The organism is Desulfovibrio biadhensis, from assembly GCF_055388615.1.
The window spans coordinates 1,746,731-1,769,468 of sequence record NZ_AP042477.1 but is presented as its reverse complement, the minus strand read 5'-3'; the positions used below and the strand labels follow the sequence as shown (position 1 = coordinate 1,769,468).

Annotated in this window: 15 protein-coding genes and 1 pseudogene; 13 read left to right on the top strand and 3 right to left on the bottom strand. The window is 53.1% G+C overall.

What is annotated here, in order from left to right:
- Nucleotides 1–53: 53 nt before the first annotated feature.
- The 3 genes from ACZ5EH_RS07675 to ACZ5EH_RS07665 form a co-directional block, all read right to left on the bottom strand.
- Nucleotides 54–866 carry an efflux RND transporter permease subunit gene (locus ACZ5EH_RS07675; protein ID WP_464277535.1) on the bottom strand — a complete coding sequence of 271 codons (813 nt, stop codon included), beginning with the start codon at nt 864–866 and terminating at the stop codon, nt 54–56.
- On the bottom strand, nt 836–3,295 hold the full coding sequence (locus ACZ5EH_RS07670; protein WP_464277534.1) for an efflux RND transporter permease subunit: 2,460 nt from the start codon (nt 3,293–3,295) through the stop codon (nt 836–838). The genes ACZ5EH_RS07675 and ACZ5EH_RS07670 overlap by 31 nt, the downstream gene beginning before the upstream one ends.
- Nucleotides 3,296–3,387: 92 nt before the next feature.
- Nucleotides 3,388–3,597, bottom strand: a complete 210-nt coding sequence (locus ACZ5EH_RS07665; protein ID WP_464277533.1) for a hypothetical protein — start codon at nt 3,595–3,597, stop codon at nt 3,388–3,390.
- Between the two features lie 297 nt (nt 3,598–3,894).
- Here ACZ5EH_RS07665 and ACZ5EH_RS07660 point away from each other — a divergent pair, with 297 nt between their 5' ends.
- The 13 genes and pseudogenes from ACZ5EH_RS07660 to ACZ5EH_RS07600 all read left to right on the top strand — a co-directional run bounded on the left by ACZ5EH_RS07660 (nt 3,895) and on the right by ACZ5EH_RS07600 (nt 22,637).
- Complete coding sequence (locus tag ACZ5EH_RS07660; RefSeq protein WP_464277532.1) at nt 3,895–5,571, top strand: response regulator; 1,677 nt, start codon at nt 3,895–3,897, stop codon at nt 5,569–5,571.
- A 345-nt stretch (nt 5,572–5,916) separates the two neighbouring features.
- Nucleotides 5,917–6,945 carry an HDOD domain-containing protein gene (locus ACZ5EH_RS07655; RefSeq protein WP_464277531.1) on the top strand — a complete coding sequence of 343 codons (1,029 nt, stop codon included), beginning with the start codon at nt 5,917–5,919 and terminating at the stop codon, nt 6,943–6,945.
- Between the two features lie 1,113 nt (nt 6,946–8,058).
- Nucleotides 8,059–11,238: a PAS domain-containing sensor histidine kinase gene (locus ACZ5EH_RS07650; RefSeq protein WP_464277530.1), complete on the top strand. Its 3,180-nt coding sequence runs from the start codon at nt 8,059–8,061 to the stop codon at nt 11,236–11,238.
- Complete coding sequence (locus tag ACZ5EH_RS07645; RefSeq protein WP_464277529.1) at nt 11,235–12,692, top strand: sigma-54-dependent transcriptional regulator; 1,458 nt, start codon at nt 11,235–11,237, stop codon at nt 12,690–12,692. The genes ACZ5EH_RS07650 and ACZ5EH_RS07645 overlap by 4 nt, the downstream gene beginning before the upstream one ends.
- 272 nt (nt 12,693–12,964) lie before the next feature.
- Nucleotides 12,965–15,187 carry a HAMP domain-containing methyl-accepting chemotaxis protein gene (locus ACZ5EH_RS07640; RefSeq protein ID WP_464277528.1) on the top strand — a complete coding sequence of 741 codons (2,223 nt, stop codon included), beginning with the start codon at nt 12,965–12,967 and terminating at the stop codon, nt 15,185–15,187.
- 26 nt (nt 15,188–15,213) lie between these two features.
- On the top strand, nt 15,214–15,783 hold the full coding sequence (locus ACZ5EH_RS07635) for a chemotaxis protein CheW (RefSeq protein WP_464277527.1): 570 nt from the start codon (nt 15,214–15,216) through the stop codon (nt 15,781–15,783).
- 87 nt (nt 15,784–15,870) lie between these two features.
- On the top strand, nt 15,871–16,173 hold the full coding sequence (locus tag ACZ5EH_RS07630) for an STAS domain-containing protein (RefSeq protein WP_464277526.1): 303 nt from the start codon (nt 15,871–15,873) through the stop codon (nt 16,171–16,173).
- 304 nt (nt 16,174–16,477) lie between these two features.
- A complete protein-coding gene (locus tag ACZ5EH_RS07625) occupies nt 16,478–18,532 on the top strand; it encodes a chemotaxis protein CheA (protein WP_464277525.1) in 2,055 nt (684 codons plus the stop codon).
- Between the two features lie 29 nt (nt 18,533–18,561).
- Complete coding sequence (locus ACZ5EH_RS07620) at nt 18,562–19,605, top strand: HD domain-containing phosphohydrolase (RefSeq protein ID WP_464277524.1); 1,044 nt, start codon at nt 18,562–18,564, stop codon at nt 19,603–19,605.
- A 402-nt stretch (nt 19,606–20,007) separates the two neighbouring features.
- On the top strand, nt 20,008–20,580 hold the full coding sequence (locus ACZ5EH_RS07615; protein ID WP_464277523.1) for a TetR/AcrR family transcriptional regulator: 573 nt from the start codon (nt 20,008–20,010) through the stop codon (nt 20,578–20,580).
- 257 nt (nt 20,581–20,837) lie between these two features.
- Entirely contained in the window at nt 20,838–21,278 is a 441-nt protein-coding gene (gene ccsA / locus ACZ5EH_RS07610) for a cytochrome c biogenesis protein CcsA (protein ID WP_464277522.1), read from the top strand.
- 200 nt (nt 21,279–21,478) lie between these two features.
- A pseudogene (locus ACZ5EH_RS07605) lies at nt 21,479–21,796 on the top strand (peroxiredoxin family protein); the annotation flags it as partial.
- A gap of 142 nt (nt 21,797–21,938) precedes the next feature.
- The gene (locus ACZ5EH_RS07600; RefSeq protein ID WP_464277521.1) at nt 21,939–22,637 is read left to right on the top strand and encodes a flavodoxin family protein; all 699 of its coding nucleotides are present in this window, start codon (nt 21,939–21,941) and stop codon (nt 22,635–22,637) included.
- The last annotated feature ends 101 nt before the right edge of the window (nt 22,638–22,738 follow it).

The window sequence follows — 22,738 nt, the reverse complement described above, 5'->3', positions numbered from 1 at the left end:
TAACCCGGGGGGCTACTCCCCGACAGGTGAGAAACGCGTCGATGATAGGGGAATTATGAGGGAGAATCAGGGGAGTTTTTTCCCTGTACATCCTCAGCACAGGTATGCAGGGCGTCCACATCTTCCTGCGTAAGTCCTTCGCTTTTGAGAGTACGGCGGCCAACCAAACGCTCGCGCAGGGCTTCCAGCAGATCCCAGGCGACGGGCACCACAAACAGCGTCAGCGCCGTTGCCGTAAACAGGCCTGTGACGAATGTGGACGCCATGGTGCCCCAGACAACCGAATACTGGGGAAAACCGATGGCCATGGGCAAAAGCCCCAGGGTGGTTGTCAGCGTGGTCAGCAAAATGGGGCGCAGTCTCACACGCACACCATATTCTATGGCGTCCCGCCGGCACATGCCCCTTGCGCGCCCCTTGTTGATGAAGTCCACAAGGACCAGGGAGTCGTTGACCACCACGCCTGTGACGCCCACCACCGCGATGAAGCTGTTGACAGTAAACAGTGTCTGGGTGGCCATTTTGCCCACCACGACCCCCACCAGCGAGAATACCACGGCGGAGAGGATGATGAGGGGCTGCATATAGGAGCGGAATTGGTTGGCCAGAATAAGATATATGATCAGAATGGCGACCAGAAACGCATAGGTCAGGGAGGTAAAGGAGCGCTGTGTGCTTTCAAACTCTCCTCCAAAGGCAATGTCCGCCCCGGGGTAATTGACAGCCCTGTCCGCAAACTGTTTGCGCAAGGCGTTTATGATGGCAGGGGTGGAGGTGGGCGCGTCGGTCTTCAGGTTGGCTTCGATGGTGATCGCCCTGTCCCCGTCATAGCGCTTCAGATGGGCCGGCTCGGTATAGGACTCCACATCGCACAGGTCCGCCAGCCGAATAGGCGCTCTATAAGAGGCATCTGCAAGGCGTCTTCCGGACTTTGCAGATACTTGGGCTCAAATTTCAGCTTCAGGTCCACTTCTTCGTCCGCGACCCGGAACTTTCCCACGAAACGCCCATCCAGAACGCTTGCGGCCAGTTGCGCCACGGCAGTTGGCGGCACGCCGTACTCGGCCGCTTTTTCCTCCTGGACATGGAAACGGAAAATTCTGTTGGGGCGCCCCCTGTCATCGCCAAGGTCCACCAACCATGGGGAAATGTTTTCGCTATTGCGCAAGAAGGACAGCACCGCAGCGGCCAGACGGCTCACGGCATTGGCGTCGGGCCCTACAACGCGGACAGTGATATCCTTGCCTGTAGGCGGCCCCCCCTTTTCTGCACGCACGCCAATACGCCAGTCGTCCTTCTGAAACGCGGCCGTAATGCGTTCTCGCATGTTTTCCAAATGCTGCAGGGGGTCATTATCCACGGTATTGGCAAACTGCTGCTCTTTTTTTGCTGGCAGGGTAATGACCGCGTTGCCGTAGTTGTTGCCATAAATCTGCTGGTAGTCCTCGGTAACGTAGAAACCGGCGTACCCCAGGGCAGAATCGGCCATACCAGGCCCGTCTTCCAGTACGAATGCCTCTATTTCCCGCAACTTGGCGTCCACCAGCTCCAAGGGAGCGCTGGAAGGACCATATACGTTTACGTAATAAAGGTTGTAGTCGTCCGGAAAAAATTTGATGCGGATAAGGGGCATGATGCCCGTTGCCGACACGTACATGACCCCTGCCGAAGCGATGAACGCCACGAGCACCACCAGCAGGGTCAACACGCGAAAACGCATGGTGAGCCTGATGATGCGCACCGTACACCAGCGCATCACGGCCAGGAGCAGGTTGTCCTTGTGCTCCTGCTTTTGCGCAGTTCCCGCATCGGGTCTTTTAGGCCCCCAGTCCTTGTAGTGCAGGGGGAGTATGAACAGGCACTCCACCAGGGAGGCGGCAATGGCGAAGGCCACTGCCTTGGGCACCAGGGCAAAGAACTCACCCGTAGAGCCGGTCATTATGAGCATGGGTAAAAAGGCCGCTACGGTTGTTGTAGTGGCCGATATAACCGGAAAGGCAACCTCGGAAGTGCCCTCCACTATCGCATCCGTGAGGGATGCACCCTCTTGATGGTGGCGGTAGATGTTCTCCACAACCACAATGGCGTCGTCAACAATGATGCCGGAGACCAGAACAAAGGAAAACAGGGTGATCTCGTTGAGTGAATTCCCCGTCAGATACATCAGAATCATGGTGGTCAAAAACGAGAAAGGAATGCCCACCGTGGTCAGGGCGGCGTTGCGGAACCCCATGAAGTACCAGATTATCAGGGAGACAAGCACCACGCCGATGCAGAGGTTCCAGCCCAGTGTGCTCATGGCGTCGTTGATATAGACCGTGGAGTCCTGGGTCATCACAACGCTCACTCCTTCCTCTTCGAGGACGGGCAGGAACTGCTCCACCACGCGGTCCACCGCAGCCTTGATATCCAGTGCGTTGGAGTCCGCCGTCTTTTTTACGGAAAGTGCTATGCCGTCACTGCCATTGACAGAGGTGACGACAAAGGGCTCGCGGTAGCCCATCTCCGCGTGGGAAGCGATGTCGCTGACACGCAGAAAGGATCCGTCCGCATCCCTGCGCACCACGCTTTGCATCACCTGATTTCTGGTCCGGAATTTTTCATCCACCTTGACCACGAACTCGCCCTTGCCGTCCGAAAAATCCCCGGCAGGTATGGACACGTTATGCGCGTCCAAGGCTCTGGCCATGTCATCCATGGTCACACCGAAGGTGGCCATTTTTTCAGGATCAAGAAAGACGTGGAATTCTCTGGTGTACTCCCCACGCAGTAAGACTTCCTGCACCCCGGGAATTCGCGAAAGAGCCAGCTTCAGCTCTTCTCCCATGAGCACGAGGGCGCGATTTTCGCGGTCACCCGAAAGGTTTACGCTGACAACCGGCAACCAGTCGGAAGTTTTGATATTGGTGAAAACAGGAGGGTCTGTTTCCGCGGGCAACTCCCGTTGCACATTCAGAACGCGGAACCGCAGTTCGTCATAAAGCGAATCGTAGTCAGTATCGTCAATGAATTTGACCACAACGCTGGAGCGCTCTCTGAAGGATGTGGACTGGATGAACTCTATGTTCTCCATTCCTTCCAGGGAGTCCTCGACTTCACGCGTGACAAGGGTTTCCACCTCTTCCGGACTGGCCCCGGGAAAGTATATGGAAATAAAGACCTTCCCAAACTCCACCTGGGGGTAGCGCTCCACAGGAAGTTCAAGAAGGGCAAAGGCGCCCACGGCAATCATCAGGACAAAGACGAGATTGAAGAAGACGTGTTGATACAGGGTGAAACGAACGACTGGCTTCATTTCGCCACCTCGTGAAAACACATTGAAAAAATGGTCATCTGAGGCAGGGCGGGCTGTATATGCAAAATGGGTGCGTCTCGAGGAGCAGGCCTCTATTTAGGTTTATCAGACTCGTTACCTTCCGCCTGATTCCCTTCGAGTTCCTCTTTGCCGAACACCTCATGCCGCATCAAAAAAGATGCAACATAGCCCATTGAGACGGGGTTAGCGGTTGCCGCTTCGGGTAGTTCGAGGCCCATGGCGTTGAAACGATCTTTGTAAAGCTCGAATTCCTTACCGGATTTATCTTTTTTTCTATTCATATCGCCACTCTCCCCCCTGCACGCAAAAAAAGCTGTGGGCCGGGCATTAGCACGCCGGCCTCTCCCCGCACGGGGTCCTTGGATGTTGAGTTTCTACCCCTTTCATCGATCTATGCCTCATCATGTCAGCAGTGGCAAGCATTTGTGAAAACTACCTCTGCTTTTTGACGCAAAAGGATGGAAACATCCTTTCCAATATGCTAAGCGCTCTGCTACGGGTATTTTTAATGACGCAACTGGATTATAATGCATTATATATTGCCATAACAGCTACGAAAACAAATCCTATTGATAGATATGAGTGATACGATTAAAATCCTGACCATTGAGGACGACGCCACGCTGCGATTATTTTTCGTTCAGTCGCTGAGCGAACGTGGTTACACTGTTGTCCAGGCGGCTGATGGCCAGAAAGGACTCGAACTCTTTCGCAGTGAAAATCCCGACTGCGTGCTTCTTGACTTCCGCATGCCCGGCGTGCCCGGCCATGAAGTGTTGCGCGTGCTCACCAAGGAAGCGCCCAATACGCCTGTCATTGTGGTTTCAGGCACCAGCTCCATGCGCCAGGCTGTGGACGCCATGCGTCAGGGCGCCTGGGATTACCTCATCAAACCCATTGAAGACATCGACGAATTGGAAACCTCGGTTTTGCGCGCATTGGGCAGGGCTGAGCACAGGCGCAAAAGGATTGAACAAAAGGAGCGCCTTGAAAGCCTGGTGCAGCAACGTACCAGCCAGCTCGAGGCAGAGATCGAAGAACGCAAGCACGCTGAAGCCGAAATGCGCCTGGCCAAAAACGCGGCAGAAGCGGCAAACGAAGCAAAAAACCAGTTCCTGGCTAACATGAGCCATGAGCTGCGCACCCCCTTGAATGCCATCATCGCCTTGACCCACATGTTGCGCAAATCCACGCCCACAGCGGAACAGGAGCACTTTCTCGATCTTATCCTGGATTCATCCACCGAACTTCTGGACATTGTCAGCGACTTGCTGGACCTCTCCACCATCCATGCGGAGCGTCTCGAACTCAAGGAAAAGCAATTTCCCCTCCGAGAAGCCCTGCAGCCCCTGCTGGATAACGCCAACCGCCAGGCGAATGCCAAGGGCCTCGATTTCGTTGCCACTGTGGAGGACAATGTTCCGTTCCAAGCTTTGGGAGACGCCTTTCGGCTCAAGCAGGTGCTCTTGAACGTGTTGGATAACGCGGTAAAATTTACGGAACAGGGTGAAATCCGCGTAAATGTATCCTTGACCAACGGTTCCAACGCTCCTGAATTTCACGACATTCTTTTCGAGGTCAAGGATACGGGCATTGGTATTGCCAATGACAAGCTGGAAACGATTTTTGAAAGCTTCACCCTTGGCGAAGACTACATGACCAAAAAATATGGCGGCACCGGATTGGGCCTGGCCATTACGCGAGATCTTGTGGAACGCATGGGCGGGGAAGTGTGGGTGGAGAGTGAAGCTGGCCACGGCAGCAGCTTCTTTTTCACCATCCGCCTTAAACGTGTTGAAGAAGAACAGAATCAGAGCGTTTTTGTGGCGCAACAACCCGCCCCGCCTCTGCCTTCCTTGCCCGGGCTGCGGATTCTGCTGGTGGAAGATGAGCCCGTGAGCCGTATGTTCACCCGCCGCATGTTGCACATTGCCGGGCATGATGTGCTGCTTGCCGAAGACGGGCTCAAGGCACTGGATGTGCTGGCGGCCAAGCCGGTGGATATGGTCCTGATGGACCTGCAGTTGCCGCACCTCAACGGCATCGATACGGCCCTTGCCATCCGCGCCGGCAAGGTAAAGGGGCTGAACCCCGATTTGCCGATCATTGCTCTGACCGCCTTTGCCATGGAGCGGGACAAAAAACGCGGCGAGGAAGCCGGCTTTGACGAATATGTGGTCAAACCTTTTGACGCCGACGCCCTGCTTGAAACCGTGGATCGTGTGATAAACAGTTCCCAGACACTCCCCTCCTGATCAAATTCTTTGCATTAGAAGTCTGGACTTCTCTATCCAGAAATGTTTTTCACTATACAAGGATTCTCAATCTCATTGATGGGTGGGCAATGCTGTTGATCGACAGCTTTGGACAACCGTTCGTTATGCTGCTGCGAGTAATGAGGTATTTCCATACGGAACAGCATTGCCCCTAAAAAAGGCGTGCCCGCATGGCGCCAGCAGCAAGACTGGAGGTCGCAAGGCTTAACACCATGGCGGCGCTGCATGCCATATACCGGCGTGCAGCCTGCGCCCAGGCGTTCCATGTTATTGCCAAGTGTTTACCGGGGCTCCTCGGGCCCGTCAGAAATGACAGGAGAACTCATGCTCAGCAAGAACGCTCAAGATCGCTTTCGAAACGTCTCCTTGAACAACCCCATCAATGCCCTGCTTTTCAGGTTAGCAATAGAAAACAAGGAGTTGCTTGAACATTCGGCCTGCATGCTGGATGAAGAAGTGGTTGAATTTCCAGACGCCACCACCTTTCTTGAGCTGAAAGCCAACGCAAGCCTGTTACCCTTGGAAACGCTCAAGGAAAAACTGAAACTGCCTTCCGTACCGGGAATCGTCCTGCAATTGCAAAACGCCATCGAGCAAGGCGCGCCAGCCAACCATCTAGCCGGAATCATCGCATACGATTCAAAGCTGGCAGCAGCGGTGATGAGCATGGTGAACAGCCCTTTTTACGCCATGCCCATGAAAATCGAAACGCTGGAGCGGGCCGTGACAGTGCTTGGCACCAAGAAAATTTCGTCACTTGCCCTTGGCATCCGCCTGCTAACCATGTTTGAAGACACCGCCCCCGAAAGCCTCCCCCTTGAATCTTTCTGGAAGCACTCCATTGCGTGCGCCATTTTGGCGAACGACATTGCCATCCTGACCGGCAAGTTCGAGCCGGAGCGCTTTCTGGTTGCCGGGTTGCTGCACGATCTCGGACGCATCATGCTGTATTCCCGCCACCCGAAGCTTGCAAAGCTCTCCATGGCCATGCAACTGCACCACGGTACGCCCCTGCACCTTGCCGAGCAGGAGCTATTCGACGCAGACCACGCCATGATCGGGGGAGTTCTCTTTGGTGAGTGGGGGCTGCCGACAGGCATCGTGCAATCAGCCCTTTACCACCACAATCCAGAAAAATGCCTCGGCAAGGAGGTTCCGGAAATCATATTTGTGGCGAACCAGATCGTAACGGCCATCGGCATAGGCTGTAATTTGCAGTATACAATGCATCCGGGCGAAGCCATTTGGGAAAGCCTGCAAATCAAGGAGAGCGAACTGCGGGAATTGGTCAAAAACGTGGAACAGCGCCTTTGGTGGCTTTTTTATTCACTGTTCCCCAGGGAGGAAGCCTAGCTTTCTGCCCTGCCCGCCAGGGGGAGCCTCCTGGGAAGCCCCCCTTTACAACGGGTAAGCCGTCTCGCTTTGCAATTCGCCTGCAAAGCAAACCCGCAGGAGGTCACAAATACCTGGAGGAATGGCTTTTCGTCCTGTTGCGCGCATACGGGTTGTTTATCCACACCTCATGCTTGATATACTAAAACAAATAGCAACATTCCCCCTCTTATCATTCTCTATTTTACAAAACATGCATGAGAATTTGGCCAAGTAACACACACTTTCTTGCATAATTATCCCCACTTCCTCCTCCCCGCCGCAGCAACAGAGCCTGTCCTACATTATTTTAAGGTGGATAGATGGCCTCATCAATACTATATCAAGCAAACACATGAAGCCTTATGCCTTTTATTGTCATCCAGCCACACCACCACACTGAACAAGTTTACGTAATTGATCGTCTTCTTCTCCAACACACTACAGACTACACACATACACCTTTGGAAACACACTTTAGAAATTACACAACTACACAATACTTTATTATACAAACTTTCCTTCCTTATTCACTACTATTTTAATTTTACCGTTACACATTTACATAATTTCCATATATCTTTTTTTATTCTTTTCACAAAATAATTAAACAAATGGTTTCTCTCATCACTATTACACTTCTCAACTTTCGTAGTTTCATGTTAAGATTTTAAGAAAATACGGCAGGATTCAGGCATTCAAATTTTACAAAAACAAATAATTCTGTTTCGGAATGTTCCTTGAGAAGATATGAATTTCAATCATTCAAATTCATTTTCTACTTTGATCTACAGACGTTCATTTTTTTGAAATACCGAATCTGATACGAAAAAATACTTCTTTTTTGACTTTATAAGAACTATGAGTACTGAAAAGGAAAAAAATTAATCCGGGGACCAAAATTCAATCTTCAGTATGCAACATACATGACGGCTTCCCTATCTTTAGTATTGACTGTTCCGTGAATAGGATTACAATGGTTACGAATTTCAATAGGGCTATCGTTACAAATAAACAATATTGGCAAACGGCGACTCACAACCAGTAACCTTTCAAAGTATTTTCTTCTGTTTCAGATAATTTTTCAGGGGCTGCATGATGGACGATGAAAAAAGTGTCATCCAACTCCGCAAAGAGCTGGAGGAAGCTAAGGTAACAATAGCTGCCTTGGAGGCACGCCTTGCTGACACCCCCCTGCAGGATGAGATCCTGTACAAGAGCCATCTGCTGGACCTGATCATGGAAAATACCACCGACAATATTTCCCTGGTGCGACCTGATCGGACATACATAGCCATGAGCCGCGCCTATGAGAAGGTACTCGACATTCCTCCTGGTTGGGCCATAGGCAAATCTGCTCAAGAAGTTCTCGGCCCTTCCTTTTTTGAAAAAATCCGTTTCATCGCTGCCCAGAGCCTGCAGAAAAAGACGATGCACCACCACGGGTGGTACCATTATCCAGGCGCAGGAAAACGCTTCATGGACATAACCTACGCCCCAATGCAGAACGACAAGGGCGAGGTTATAGCTCTCCTCAACATTGCGCGTGACATTACTGACCAGAAGCAACTGGATATCGCCATTCAGGAAGAACGCGACCGCCTGGACAACATCCTCGCGTCCCTGCAGTCGGGTCTTTGCGTCGTAAATCCGGACATGACCATCGCCTGGCACAACAGGCATCTCAGCAATATCGTACCGCATAAAAACCCTGTTGGAATGGACTTCCACAGTTTTCTGCATGCTTCCAACACCTCGTGCAACACATGCGTCGTGCGCGAGACCTTTGCCTCCGGGCAGTCGCAGTACAAGGAATACAGCATAGAAGGTCGTGGCCGCTGGTTCGCAATCTTCACCCAGCCTTTGGAAAGCAGGGAAGATAACATCGAAGGCGTGTTGTGCAGCATAACCGACATTACAGAACGCAAGCTCGGGGAAATAGAACTCCAAGAAAGCCAGAAGCGGATCAATCTGGCCTTGCAAGCAAACAAAGCCGTTATCTGGGATATAGACTTCAAAACCAACAAGCTGCAGTTCAGCCCCGACCGTTTAGGCCCAGACGCTTCAATCGGGATTAAAGCAATCCAGACCGCGGAAATCTGGCACGAGCATATCCACCCTGCGGACCGACCTTGGGTCCTTGAAGCATTGCAGCGCTTCAGAGACAAGGGGTGCGAAGAGAGCCTCAATCTTGAATACAGATTCCTGAACCACCGAAATGAGTGGATATGGCTGCGCAGCACAGGCAATATAGTGGAATGGGACAGCGAAGGCATCCCTTCCCGCATGGTGGGCATAAGCAACGATGTGAGCGCAGAACGGTACATGCAGGAGCAGCTCAATCAGGTCGAGCAGAACTATCAGGAGATATTCAATACAACCACTGACGCCATCTTGCTGTTGGATGAGGAAACTTTCCAGATTGTAGACGCCAACACAGCTGCCCAGGAGCTGTTTGGGTACACCCATGAGGAAATGCTGCGCCTGGACATAAAGGACCTCTCCCATGGCGAGTATCCTTTTTCCTTGGATGAGGCCCGCCAGGTGGCTCTTGCCTATGATGGGCCGCAGTCCCTGGAGTGGTATCACAGAAGACAAGACGGGAAGCGCTTCTGGGCCGAGGTGCGTCTCAAAAAGGCAACCATCGGCGGCAAACGCAGGTTCATCTCCTCTATGCGGGACATCACCTCCCGTCTACAGACCAGCAGAGCCTTGGAAGAACGCGAACGCACCCTGCGCAGCATACTGGAAGCAGCGCCGCTTCTCATTTGCCTTATCACGCCGGAGAATCTTGTCTGGAGCAACAGCCAGGTCACAGCAATCCTCGGCTACTCCATCGAGGAGGCCGAGGGCGCTTATCTTTCGATGTTTTTCCCGGAAGATACTGATTTTTCCCTTATTCGCGACGACGTTCTGGATCAGCTCCGCACCCAGGGCAGGGCCATCCTGGAAACCGATTTGCGCCACAAGCAAAACTTTCTTGTGCAGACCGTGATCCGCCTGGCGCCCATCGACCCTCTGCGCCCGGAAAACGCCTCCATCTGCATCGTTACCGATGTCTCCTACCGCAAACAGTGGGAGCGGATGCTAATGGAGCGAGAAGCCCGCTATCGCGACATCTTCGACAATGCCCCCGTAGGAATATTGCGCACGGATTTCGACGGCTACCCGTTACATTTCAACCAGGCATTTGCGCAGATGCTTGGCTATGAATCTGTGGCACAGGCATCTCAAGAAATCGGTGAAAACATTTTGCATCTCTATCAAGATGCCTCACGACGTGAAGTGCTCAAGGAGCAGCTTCTCAAGCACGGAGCGGTTAACGATTTCGAGATTGCCTGCATCGATCGCAATGGCGGCCACAAAATACTGCAAATGAATCTGCGTTATATTGATGTAGGCGGTCGCAAACTCATAGACGGTTTTGCAACCGATATAACGGACAAACGCCGGATAGAGCAGGAAACAAAAGAGCGTGACAAGCAACTCATCCAGGCGGACAAGCTTATCTCCCTCGGCATCCTGTCTTCAGGCGTCGCCCATGAAATCAACAATCCCAACAACTTCATCGCCATAAACGCCCCCTTGTTGCAACAGGCCTGGCAATCCCTGCTCCCGCTGCTGGACGCACATGCAGAAGAAGCAGGCGACTTCATGGTAGGCGAACTCCCCTATTCCCGTCTGAAAATGCATTTACCGCGCCTGCTTGATGGCATCATTTCAGGCTCACAGCGCATACAGCAGATTGTGGACAACATGCGTCGCCTGGCGAATCCAGACATGGAAACCATGGCTGAAGAGGTCGACCTGAACAGATCACTCAAGATCGCCATCCCCTTCGTGAAAGCCCGGATCGCCAAATTCCGCTGTCAGCTCGAGTTGGAGCTGGACGAAAACCAGCCCTTTGCCAATGGCAGCCCCCGGCAGATTGAACAGGTCATCCTCAACCTGATGCTCAACGCCCTGGACGCCATGGCAGAGACTGGCGGCAAGCTCATTGTGCGTACCGGGCATGATGCCGCGGCAGGCACTGCCTGGCTCAGTGTCACCGACTGCGGCAAGGGAATTGACCCTGTTGCAGCTAACCAGCTTTTCACTCCTTTTTTCACGACAAAAAGAGCTATGGGTGGAACGGGGCTTGGGCTGGCAATTTCTCAGAAAATAATGCAACTACACGGGGGGAGTGTTACGTTGTCAAACAATACTCCAGGGCCAGGAGCCACTGCAACGATGACTTTGCCAATGGCAAATCATTCTAACGAGAATACAAAATGACTGAAATCAACCCTTCACGGCCTGTCCTGATCGTCGACGATGAAGACAATGCCCTTGAGAGCCTGTCCATTGCCTTGGAATTCATGGGGTATACAAATATTCTCACCGCATCCTCCTCCCAGGAGGCGCTTGAGATACTGCAATCAAAAGACATTGAAGCAGTACTACTGGACATGGTCATGCCGGTCATTTCCGGCGAAGAGCTCCTTGAAACGCTGACCCTGGAAAAACCTGACGTCCCCGTTGTCATGGTCACCGCCATTAATGAACTGGAAACCGCTGTGCGCTGCATGCGCAAGGGCGCTTTCGACTACGTGACCAAGCCGGTGGATTCCGACCGGCTGGCGTCCAGCCTGGCAAAAGCTCTAGACCGCCGCAGCCTGAACCGGCAGTTGCAGATATTCAAAAAGAACGCCCTTCTTTCCGTCCCAGGCGTTCCGGAAGCATTTTCCAGCTTCCTCACCAGGGATCCACAAATTATTAAAATATTACACTATTGTGAAGCAGTGGCGCAAAGCAACGAACCCGTGCTCATAACCGGTGAAACCGGAGTGGGCAAAGAGCTCATCGCCAAAGGCCTGCATGCCGCCAGCGGAAGACGCGGCGAATTCGTCGCTGTAAACGTTGCCGGCCTGGATGACCTGATGTTTGCAGATACGCTCTTCGGGCACAAGAAAGGTGCCTTTACAGGGGCGGAGCAGCACCGCCTTGGCTTTGTGGAAAAAGCCGCCCACGGCACGCTTTTTCTGGACGAAATAGGCGAGCTGACGGAAAGTTCCCAGATCAAATTGTTGCGCCTCCTGCAGGAAAAGGAATTCCACCCCTTTGGTTCTGATATGCCGGTGCTCTCCTCTGCACGCATCCTGGTCGCCACAAACATCAACATTCTGGATGCCGTGAATAACGGCAGTTTCAGGCAAGACCTATACTACCGGCTCAAAACCCATTGCGTGCACATCCCCGCCCTCAGAGAGCGCAAGGATGACCTGCCGCTGCTTTTTGATCGTTTTGTCACCGAAATATCAGAAGAACTGGGCAAAGAGATACCAAGCTACCCCAAGGAACTGCTGCAGCTTCTGACAACGTATCATTTCCCCGGCAACGTGCGGGAACTCAGGGCCATGGTTTATGACGCCCTTTCGACCCACACCTCCCACATGTTATCCACCGGCAGCTTCAGAGAATCCATTAACGCAGAAAATGTCTCCTCACATTGCAAACAACAATTAGACAACTGCCGCCTTTTTGCAGAACTCCCCTCCCTGCCCACGTTGCGAGAAGTTGGCGAGGCCCTTGTAGACGAAGCCATGGAGCGCGCGCAAAACAATCAACGTCTGGCCGCCGGCATGCTGGGCATTACACCTTCCGCACTGAACAAACGTTTGAAACAGCGCAGTGAAGAAAAAAACGACGTGCAGGAAGACCAGGCTCTCTCCTCCCAATATCCCCATTGAATAAATTCACTGCTGTTCACGGATTTCACATGCAAGTATTCCTCCTTATTCTTAGCTAGATAAGAAAAAGTCTCGCATCTCCGCGTTCACACTATTGAATTTATTCACACCCCTTCTGTATTTTTTAATGCAGCTTATACCCTAATTTTACTACATTTTTCCAAATAACCCTTTTGGCATGATTCTTCCAATAAAAACAGGGAATCACGGTTAAGGCGGCTTGTCTGAATGACGGATATGCAGGGCTTACTCATTCTACTTCGGGGGTGACAATGTTTAAAAATCTGAAACTAGGAATCAAGCTTGGGGTCGGCTTCAGTCTTTTGATTCTGTTTACCGTACTTGTCGCCGGTGTCGGCATGCTCAGTCTGTACTCCGTGGAGAACAACGTCGCGATGGTTTCCAACATCAATGACGTCATGAACTCCATGAAAAGCGCGCGGCAGAATGAAAAGAACTACGTCATACGCAAGGACATGCAGTTTGTTGATGCGGTGCACAATGACATAAACGGCCTCATTACCAAGGCTGCCGCCCTCCGCGAGGAGTTGCCTGACGCCGCCGATAGGCAGCGCATGGAAGCTGTCATGAAAGCCGCAAACCGCTATATGGCCGCCTTTGATTCCTATGTTGCGTTGGACGAAGACTCCAACAAGATGATGGGCATCTGGCGGGAGCTGACCACGGAAGTCTACGATCTGGGGCGTGTGGTGCGCGAAGATATCGTTGCTCCTGCACGAGCCCGCGCGTCCGCGCAGGACTACACCAGCGATCTGCTCAAGTGGACCGAGATCAGCGACAGCTTCAACATGGACATCTCCCGGAACTTCCTCTCCCTGCGCATAGCGGCCCTGTACTACATTCTTAAAAAGAACGAGCAGGAGTGGGCCAACTTCGAAAAGTGGACCAACCAGCTCCTCTCAGGCATTCAAAAATGGTCTGACCTGGGGCGCGGCGAGCCCCGTGTTCAGGAAGTGGCGCAAAAAATGTCCGCCGCCATCCAAAAATACCTGGAAGCAGGACAAAATTTTTATAACAACGTGCAGGAACAGGATAAAGCAGCCCAGGAAATGCTTTCCGCTGCCCGCGAGACTCAGGAAATGGGTGAAGAGGCCAGATTGCAACAGATTCAGGCAATGGGGGAGGCAATCACCAGGTCCAACCTGTTCCTCATCATTGGGACGCTAGTCTCAGCCGTATTGGGAATCGTGTTCGCTATCTTCCTTACCAAGGGCATTACCACGCCCATCCGCAGGGTTGTCGAACATGCCAGACTCATGGCCGAAGGCGACATCGAGCAGGAAGTCAAGGCAGACCGCAAGGACGAGGTCGGCGACCTGCTCCAGGCCATGGGGAGCCTGCTCAAAGCTGAAAAGAGCGTGGAGGAAACCGTCTCCGGGCTGGCAAGGGGCGATCTGGACCAACACGTCGAAGTCCGCTCCAGCAAGGACAGCCTGATGCGCTCCATCATCGCCCTCACTGAGGCCGAACGTGAAGTGGCGAAACTCGCCAAGGAAATCTCCCAGGGCAACCTGGAAGTGGAGGCGCAAGCCCGCTCCGCCAATGACGTGCTGATGCACTCTTTGCAAGAAATGATTGAACGCACCACCGATGTGGTGGGCAGCATTCAGACCGGCGCCGAGGAAGTGGCGGCCGGTAGCGAAGAAATGTCGGCAACCGCCGAAAGTCTCTCGCAGGGCGCTACCGAGCAAGCCTCCAGTGTGGAGGAAAGCTCCGCATCCATGGAAGAGATGGCCTCCTCCATCGCCCAGAACGCAGACAATGCAAAGCAGACCGAAGCCATTGCCCTCCGAGCCGCCGAAGACGCGCAATCCTCCGGTGAAGCCGTTACCGAAGCGGTGAAGGCAATGAAGGACATCGCCGAAAAGATATCCATCATCCAGGAGATTGCACGGCAAACAGACCTGCTGGCCCTTAACGCGGCCATTGAGGCGGCGCGCGCCGGCGAGCACGGCAAGGGCTTCGCAGTCGTGGCCTCTGAAGTCCGCAAACTGGCCGAACGCAGCCAGGAAGCGGCCGAAGAAATCACCGAGCTCTCGGCAAAGTCCACTGAAGTTGCCGAACGCGCGGGCGATATGCTTGCCAAGCTTGTTCCCGACATCAGAAAGACTTCTGAACTGGTTCAAGAAATCAGCGCTTCCAGCATTGAGCAATCCGCAGGAGCCACCCAGATCAACCAGGCCTTGCAGCAGCTCGACACCGTCGTGCAGCAGAACTCTGCAGCTTCAGAGGAAATGTCCTCGACGTCTGAAGAACTCTCTGCGCAAGCCCAGCAACTGCAGAGCACCATTGCCTTCTTCAAGATCAACCAAGCTGCGCGTGGCACGGTCAGGACAACCTCCCATACACATGCCTCCAAGGCGCGTTCCTTGCCCACCCCAAAGGCGGCCCCAAAGGGTGGCAAGAAACTGCAGCTGGATCTTGATGAAGACACCTTGGATGACGCTTCAGACAATGATTTCGAAAGATTCTAAGCATTGAAGCGGCCAAGGAGGCCTGCATGAGCGATACCACGAACAAATACCTGACATTCACCCTTGATGACGAATTCTTCGCTATCGACATCAACTCCGTGCGTGAAATTCAGGATGTTACGGATATCACCAGGATACCGGAATCCCAGCAGTATATGCGCGGGGTGGTCAACCTCAGAGGAAGCGCGGTTCCCGTTCTGGATATCAAGCTGAAATTCGGGATGAAGCGCACCGAGCATACCATCAACACCCGGATCATCATCATGTCCCTGATCCGGAATGACTCGGAGCAACCAGTGGGGGTTCTTGCCGACTCGGTAAAAGAGGTCCAGGAAATCGAAGACAAGGACATTGAAGCGCCCCCTCGCATGGGCACCAGGATACACGTGGATTATATCCTGGGCGTTGCCAAAAAGAATGACCGCTTCATCCTGCTCTTGGATCTCCTCAAGCTCCTGGACAAGGAGGAGGTCAAGGAGAGCGACACATGCCCACAACCGGGAGAAGACAAGGATGCTGCCGCCGTACCGGGATGCGAACATGAGCCCAATGCCGCTGAAGCCAGTGCGACGCTTCCCGGCCAGACACAGGAATAACCGTTTTGCTGCAGCCGCGACCTGTACAATGCGCTTAATTACGTATGCTCACACAGGTTACCGGCGCAGAACATGGGGGTACCCAAAATGAATATAGAATTGAAAGGTAGCTGCACCATCCAAAGAAGTGAAGAATTGCTGGAAATGCTGCGGGAAGCAGTCGCAGGCGAGGCCGATACGGTGGCTGTCAGCTTTGCCGCCATTGAGGACGCCGACCTCTCATTCTTTCAGTTGATAGAGGCCTTGCGCCGTTCCTGTCAGACAATGGGCAAAAAGCTTGTTCTGCAGAAGGATCTGCCGGCAGAGCTTGCCTCCCGCGCCCAGTATACCGGGTTTGCCGAAATAACCATGATGGGGGGTGTTGCAGAGCCCCAACAAATAGCTTCCTGATGCGAATGGGCAGCATGACGGCTTTGGTATGTTCCGGACAGTATTCAAAGGGCGTTGGCGCCCGGAAAATTGAGGGGACGCAACCGTCATGCTGCGCAAGACAATGCAGGCCATGCAAAGGGCCCACAGCAGAACAGCAGGTGCAACCGCATAACGTAAGAGCTTTTATTAAAAGTAGTCGCCCGTAAAAGCCTGAAGCTCATGCACCAGCTGCACTACCCTGGCCTGAGACAGCTGCAATTTGGTCCTTCACAGATAGTCCGCGACGCCGCTTTGTGGACCCAAGGTACCTACAGGAGGATCCATGAGCATCATGGATACGAGCAAGCAAGCCTACCTGGACGAAGCGAGAGAAATGCTCTCCGAGCTCGAAGAAGGCCTGCTGGAAATAGAAGAAAACCCGGACAACAAGGAGTGTCTGGCCCGCGTCTTCAGGGCCATGCACACCATCAAGGGCTCTGGCTCCATGTTCGGGTTCGAGGAAATAGCCCGCTTTACCCACGACGTGGAAACCGTTCTGGACAGGGTGCGCAATGGCGAAGTCTCCTTTACAAAGGAACTTTTGACCCTGACACTGCAAGCAAAGGATCACGTCCACGCGCTGCTTCAGGAACCGCCAGAAGGCACACCGGAATCCAGGGCGCGCTCAGACACCCTGCTCGCCTCCTTTCGCAACTATCTCCCAGGAGCAGGGGGCGACGCCAAACCTGAATCCACCGCAGAAGCAACACCGGCTGCTGGCGCCGATGAACCGGTCAGGACGTTCTGGATTCGCTACAGACCGGCGCCGGACACCTTTTTCAGCGGCACCCGCCCCCTTGCTTTGGTGGAGGAACTGCTCGGTCTGGGTACCGGGATCGAAATATTCCATCCGGAAGACATCCCGGACCTGGAGAATTACGAAACATCCAAGGCCTATGGCTGGTGGGACATACTTCTCACCACCACCCTGGGTGAAAACGCCATCCAGGACGTTTTCATCTTTGTTGAAGATGAAGGCGGTGTCGGCGTACGAGAACTGGGACAACAAGGGGTTCGTTGCTCCGACTTAAAGAGCATGGCCCAGATCATCCGTGACAACCTCTCTGAAGCCGAAGAGGTTTTACACGAAGCTTTGCGGCAGGCCTTCAACGTCTGTCTGCAGCAGCGCGAGCTGGCCAAGCCCAAAGAAAGCAAGGCGCCCCAGCGTCCCGCAGCCGAACCGCAGGCCGCGAGCATCCGCGTGGACGCCAAACGGCTGGACAGCCTCGTGAACATGGTTGGCGAAATGGTCATCCTCCAAGCCAGGCTTTCCATCGCCTCCAAGGCCTTGCGCAACACCACCATATCCCAGATCGCAGAAGACATGGAGCGCCTGACCGTCCAGATGCGTGAAAACGCTCTGGGCATGCGTATGTTGCCCATCGGAACGGTCTTCGGTTCCATGCGCCGCATGGTGCGCGACGTAACCAACAGTCTGGGCAAGGAAGTGGACTTCCAGACTGAAGGCGGCGACACCGAACTGGACAAGACCGTCATCGAAAAACTCAAAGACCCGTTGATGCACATCTTGCGCAATGCACTGGATCACGGTCTGGAGAGTCCCGATTTCCGCGAAGAGGCGGGCAAACCAAGAGAAGGCACCCTTCTTTTGCGTGCAAAGCATTCTCGTGGCGACGTACTCCTTGAAATCACCGATGACGGCAAAGGCATCGACGTTGAAGTGCTGAAGCAGAAGGCGATCGAAAAAGGCCTCATTACTCCGGACGCGACCCTGGATAAGAAAGAAGCCTTGAATATCCTTTTCATTCCCGGTTTCTCCACTGCAAAAGAAGTAACCGGCCTTTCTGGCAGGGGCGTGGGCATGGATGTCGTCAAGCGTTCGCTGGATTCCATACGCGGCAGTGTGGACATTGAGAGCGAGCCCGGCAAAGGCACCACCATATCCATAAGGCTGCCCCTTACTTTGGCGATAATTGATGGCTTGAACGTTCTGGTGGCGGAGGAATCATACATCCTGCCTCTAGTAAACATAGAATCTTGTCAGGAGCGTTTCGTCGAAAAAGATCCCCCTTTTGTGGACACCATGGAATACATGGAAAACATGATCCCCTGTGTCAGCCTGCGCAAACTGCTGCGCACCCCGGGCGAACAGCCTGATTATGAGCGCATCATAGTGGTCAATGTGGACGACGCGTTGGTCGGGCTGGCTGTGGACTCCGTCATCGGCAGACAACAGGCCGTCATAAAAAGCCTGAGCGAGCTCTACGATGATGTGGACTTCATCTCTGGAACCACAGTCAACGGTCATGGCAGCGTCTCACTCATACTCGATGTGCCGCAAGTCGTCCGGCGAGCCATGCGTAAAAGTGAACAATAACAACGCTCAAGTTGACAAGGGGTCGCAGCATGCATGTCTCGGCACTTAGTCCTACCCGGTTGAAACATATTCTGGTCGTCGACGATTCCAAATCGTTCCGGCTTTTCATATCAGGACTGCTCACGGAAAAGGGGTACCGTGTAACGCAGGCCGATAGTGGCAGGGCAGCATACAATCTGCTCAAAAACCTGCGATTCGACCTGGTCATCAGCGACGTGATCATGGAGGACGTCAACGGCCTTGAACTGCGCGATAAGATGCTTGCTGACGAAACCCTTGCACTCATTCCTTTTATTGTCATGACTTCAGACCGCCGCCATGACGGCCCTCAGAATTTTGAAGGCCGCGGCATTGCGGGCTATCTGATCAAGCCCTTTCTTCCTGGTCAGTTGCTGATAATGGTCAAACGGTTGCTGGCCAGCTACGACGAAATCATGCAGCAAAATCTGGAGAGGGTCGCCCTGGAGCGCAACCTGCTTTTCGGCGCCATCTCCAGCCTGGCCAGAGCGTTGAATGCAAGAGACGGCTACACCAAATCCCATTCAGACGCGGTGGGCAAACTGGCGGTACGCATCAGTCGCCGCATGGGGCTCCCAGGACAGGATGTGGAGTACATCCATCTGGCGGGGCAACTGCACGATCTCGGCAAAATCGGCGTTCCGGATTCCATCCTGCAGAAGCCGGACAAGCTCACGACCGAAGAATATGAGGTCATCAAGACACATTCAGTTGTAGGGGCAGACATTATCGCCCCCATACCTGGAATGGGGCAGGTGGCGAAAGCCATACGCCACCACCATGAAAGCTATGACGGCACAGGGTATCCCGATGGCCTGAAAGGAGAAGGCATCCCGTTGTGGGCGCGCATTATTGCAGTTGCCGACATTTTCGACGCCCTGACCAGCGATCGCCCCTACCGTAAGGGCTTCCCCATGGACAAGGCTTACAAGATGATCGTCAACTTTACAGGAACGCAGCTCTGCCCGTTATGCGTTGACGCGTTCATGGATACCGCGCCGCCAGAATCGGGAGCCAAAACGCCCTTCGTAGTTCAGGACGCAATGCATAAATGATACGCTGTGATGCGCGCGGGTGTTCCGCGGCAACCAGTGGCAACCAGTGTCCGTAGGGTCCAGAAAGCCCGGCCGTGAAGACTGCCGGACAGCTATCTCTTTTCAGGGGCGCAAACACCTGCCTGCCCAAAATGAAGCCTCCCTTCAAAACAAGACGCATCAAAATCAAGGTGATCGCAGCAAGCTGTAAGCCTGTTACCCAATGTATCAAACGCTTTCTTCACGATGCAAACCGTTGGAATCTCATTATCCTTGTTTTTTGTCGCCATCACCTGGCCCTGATGCCTGGGGCACGCGGGCGCGCGACAATTGTGGGTGTCCAAAAGTGCCAAGGAAACTCGCCTCGTCATATTGCAACTAAAAACGCTTGACATAAACGAATGTTTATTTAACATACAGCTCATGCGTATTAAGGATGATACCAAACGACAAGCGCTCATCGACGCCACGGTCCGCTCGGTCAACACCAGTGGCTTTGCAGCTGCATCAGTATCCAAGATTGCCAAGGCGGCCGGGGTTTCTCCTGCCACCCTGTATACGTATTTCGAGGACAAGGACGCCTTACTGGTTGAAACGTACCGTACGGTCATGGCCGAGTGGTCCAAAGGACTCTTTGATGACGTAAATTTTGACCTGCCGATTCGGGATGTGCTGCACCAGATATGGAGCAACACATTCAGATACGTCACAAAAAACCGAGAGAATTATCTCTATACTGAGCAGTTCTCAAAATCGCCGTACATGCAGTCTATCAGTCTGGAAGAGTTGCAGTCCTTTTTTGGGCCGCTCATATCGGTTATTAATCGCGGGGTTGCGGACAAAGTCCTCAAAGATGTCCATTTCCACATGCACATGATGTTTTTCTTCTACCCCATTCTGACTCTGTCCAACCCAGGATGCGGCCATTCCGGCATCATTGTGGAGCAGACCATTGAAACGGCCTTCAAGCTTGCATGGGACGCCATACGGCTTTAGCCCCCTTTTTTTATAACAATAATTAATTGATCGTTCGTTTAATATTTCACGTTTTAACTTGGCTTCACCCGACCTCGAAGAAAACAATGAACTCTGTAAACCTGCAGGCTGGCAGCCAGGCGACAAGCGTATCCCCAGCGACATGGAACATATCGGCACGTTCTGATCATTTCGGCAATATAGGAATCGCATCCCGGGATTCCTGCAGCTGAAAAGCGGCGCCCAGCACCACCATCTAAAGAGGTAAAGCTAAGCAAATGTCCATTCTCCTCCTCTTACACATCCTGGTCAGTTCCCTGGCTTATCTCCTGTTTGGAATAACCTGTTGCGCGGCCAGCCTTTATTTGTACAGAAGCCGACGCATCAAGGCCAAACAGGTGGGGCTGGGTGACCGCTTCCCCTGGAGCCTGGCGGAACTTGATATGTTTCTTGACCACAGTCTGAAGGCCGGGCTGGCGCTTATGGGCGCCGGGCTAATGCTGGGGATGGCGGTCCATGAGCAAATGTATGGCTCTTTTGGAATCACATCGCCAAGACTCATTTTCCCTCTTTGTATCTGGCTATTTTATTTGGCCGCTCTGCTCATGCGACGTAAAACCGGTCTGGGTTTGACTGTCCAGGCGCATCTCATGGCCTGGGGTCTCATGTGTGCGGCTCTCTCTTTCCTCTATGAAATGAACCTGGCCACAGCCATCTAATCAATACTCGAACCGATCAGGAAGATACCGGATAAAAAACGAATAACAGGATAAGAAAATTGCGAATAAAAGTTAACGAACCAGCACCTGATTTCACTTTGTCAGACATTGACGAACAAGAGATTACCCTCTCCCAATTCAGGGGGCGGAAAAACGTCCTCATTGTTTTCAATCGGGGCTTTATCTGACCTTTCTGCCGCAAGCACATGGCGCAGTTGCGTCAGGATGCGGAAAAGCTGTCGGCAAAGAATGTGGAAGTCTTGGTCATCGGCCCTGAAAAACGGGAAGCTTTCAGAAAATACTGGGACAAGGAAGCCATGCCCTTTAACGGCTTGCCTGATCCTGAATTATCCGTTCCGAAACGCTATGGTCAGGAAGTCAAACTTTTCAAGCTGGGGCGAATGCCCGCTCAAGTGCTCGTTGATACAACCGGTATAATCCGGGCAGTACACTACGCCTCCTCCATGGCTGATATCCCGGACACCGAGGAGTTCATTAAAGCTCTTGATGAAAAATAGAATGGGTGCATAAATACTCGGCGATGGGGGCGCAAAGTACCCAGCCATAACGTACGCAGACGCACTCCAAAAAAGCAAAAGAGTAACGCGGACAACAGGACGACACTCTGCTAATCAAAATGCGCATTACTGGAGACCTAATATGCCTGACAACAAGAATAACATCGCTTTTGACCGCCCCGTGCTCTTGCCCAACCGCAGGGAGTTTATCAAAGCCGGCGTCGCCATTGCTGCTGCCCCTCTTGTAGCAGGAGTCACCGGCGCCATTCTGCCTGCAAAGGTGCAGGCCGCGCAGAATAACGCCAAAAAGAAAAATATCCTGATTATTTCCGCCAGCCCCAGGACGGACAGCAATTCCGATGCGCTAGGCGACGAATTCATGCGTGGCGCTCTGGAATCCGGGCATAACGTCGAAAAGATTCGCCTCGCCGAAAAGGACATCAACTTTTGTACCGGGTGCCTGGCCTGCATTCACGAACCCGGCGCCTGTGTGCAACAAGACGACATGACGGAAATCAACGAGAAGCTGCTCGCCGCCGATGTCTTGCTCCTGGCAAGCCCTGTCTATTTCCATGTCATGAACGGACAGATGAAGACCTTCATCGACAGGGTCTGCCCTATCTATACCATGCTCAGAGACAAAGAAGTCTACTATGCGGTGTCCTGCGCGGGTGGCAGTTCTCAGGTTGAAAGTTCCGTGGAGAGCTTCAGGGTCTTCATCAGAAGCTTCAGCGGTATTCAAGAAAAAGGCGTGCTGTCCGTTACGGGCGCATGGAACGGCGGCGCCGCAGCAACAAGCCCCGATTTCAAAAAGGCTTATGAAATGGGGCGCAACGCCTGATCTCTGAAATGTTGCCTGCTTCCCCAAAGAACAAGGCCACTCTCTGTCGCCCAACAAAAAAACGCTCAGAGCGTCGGGATACCGAGCTCTGAGCGCCATAT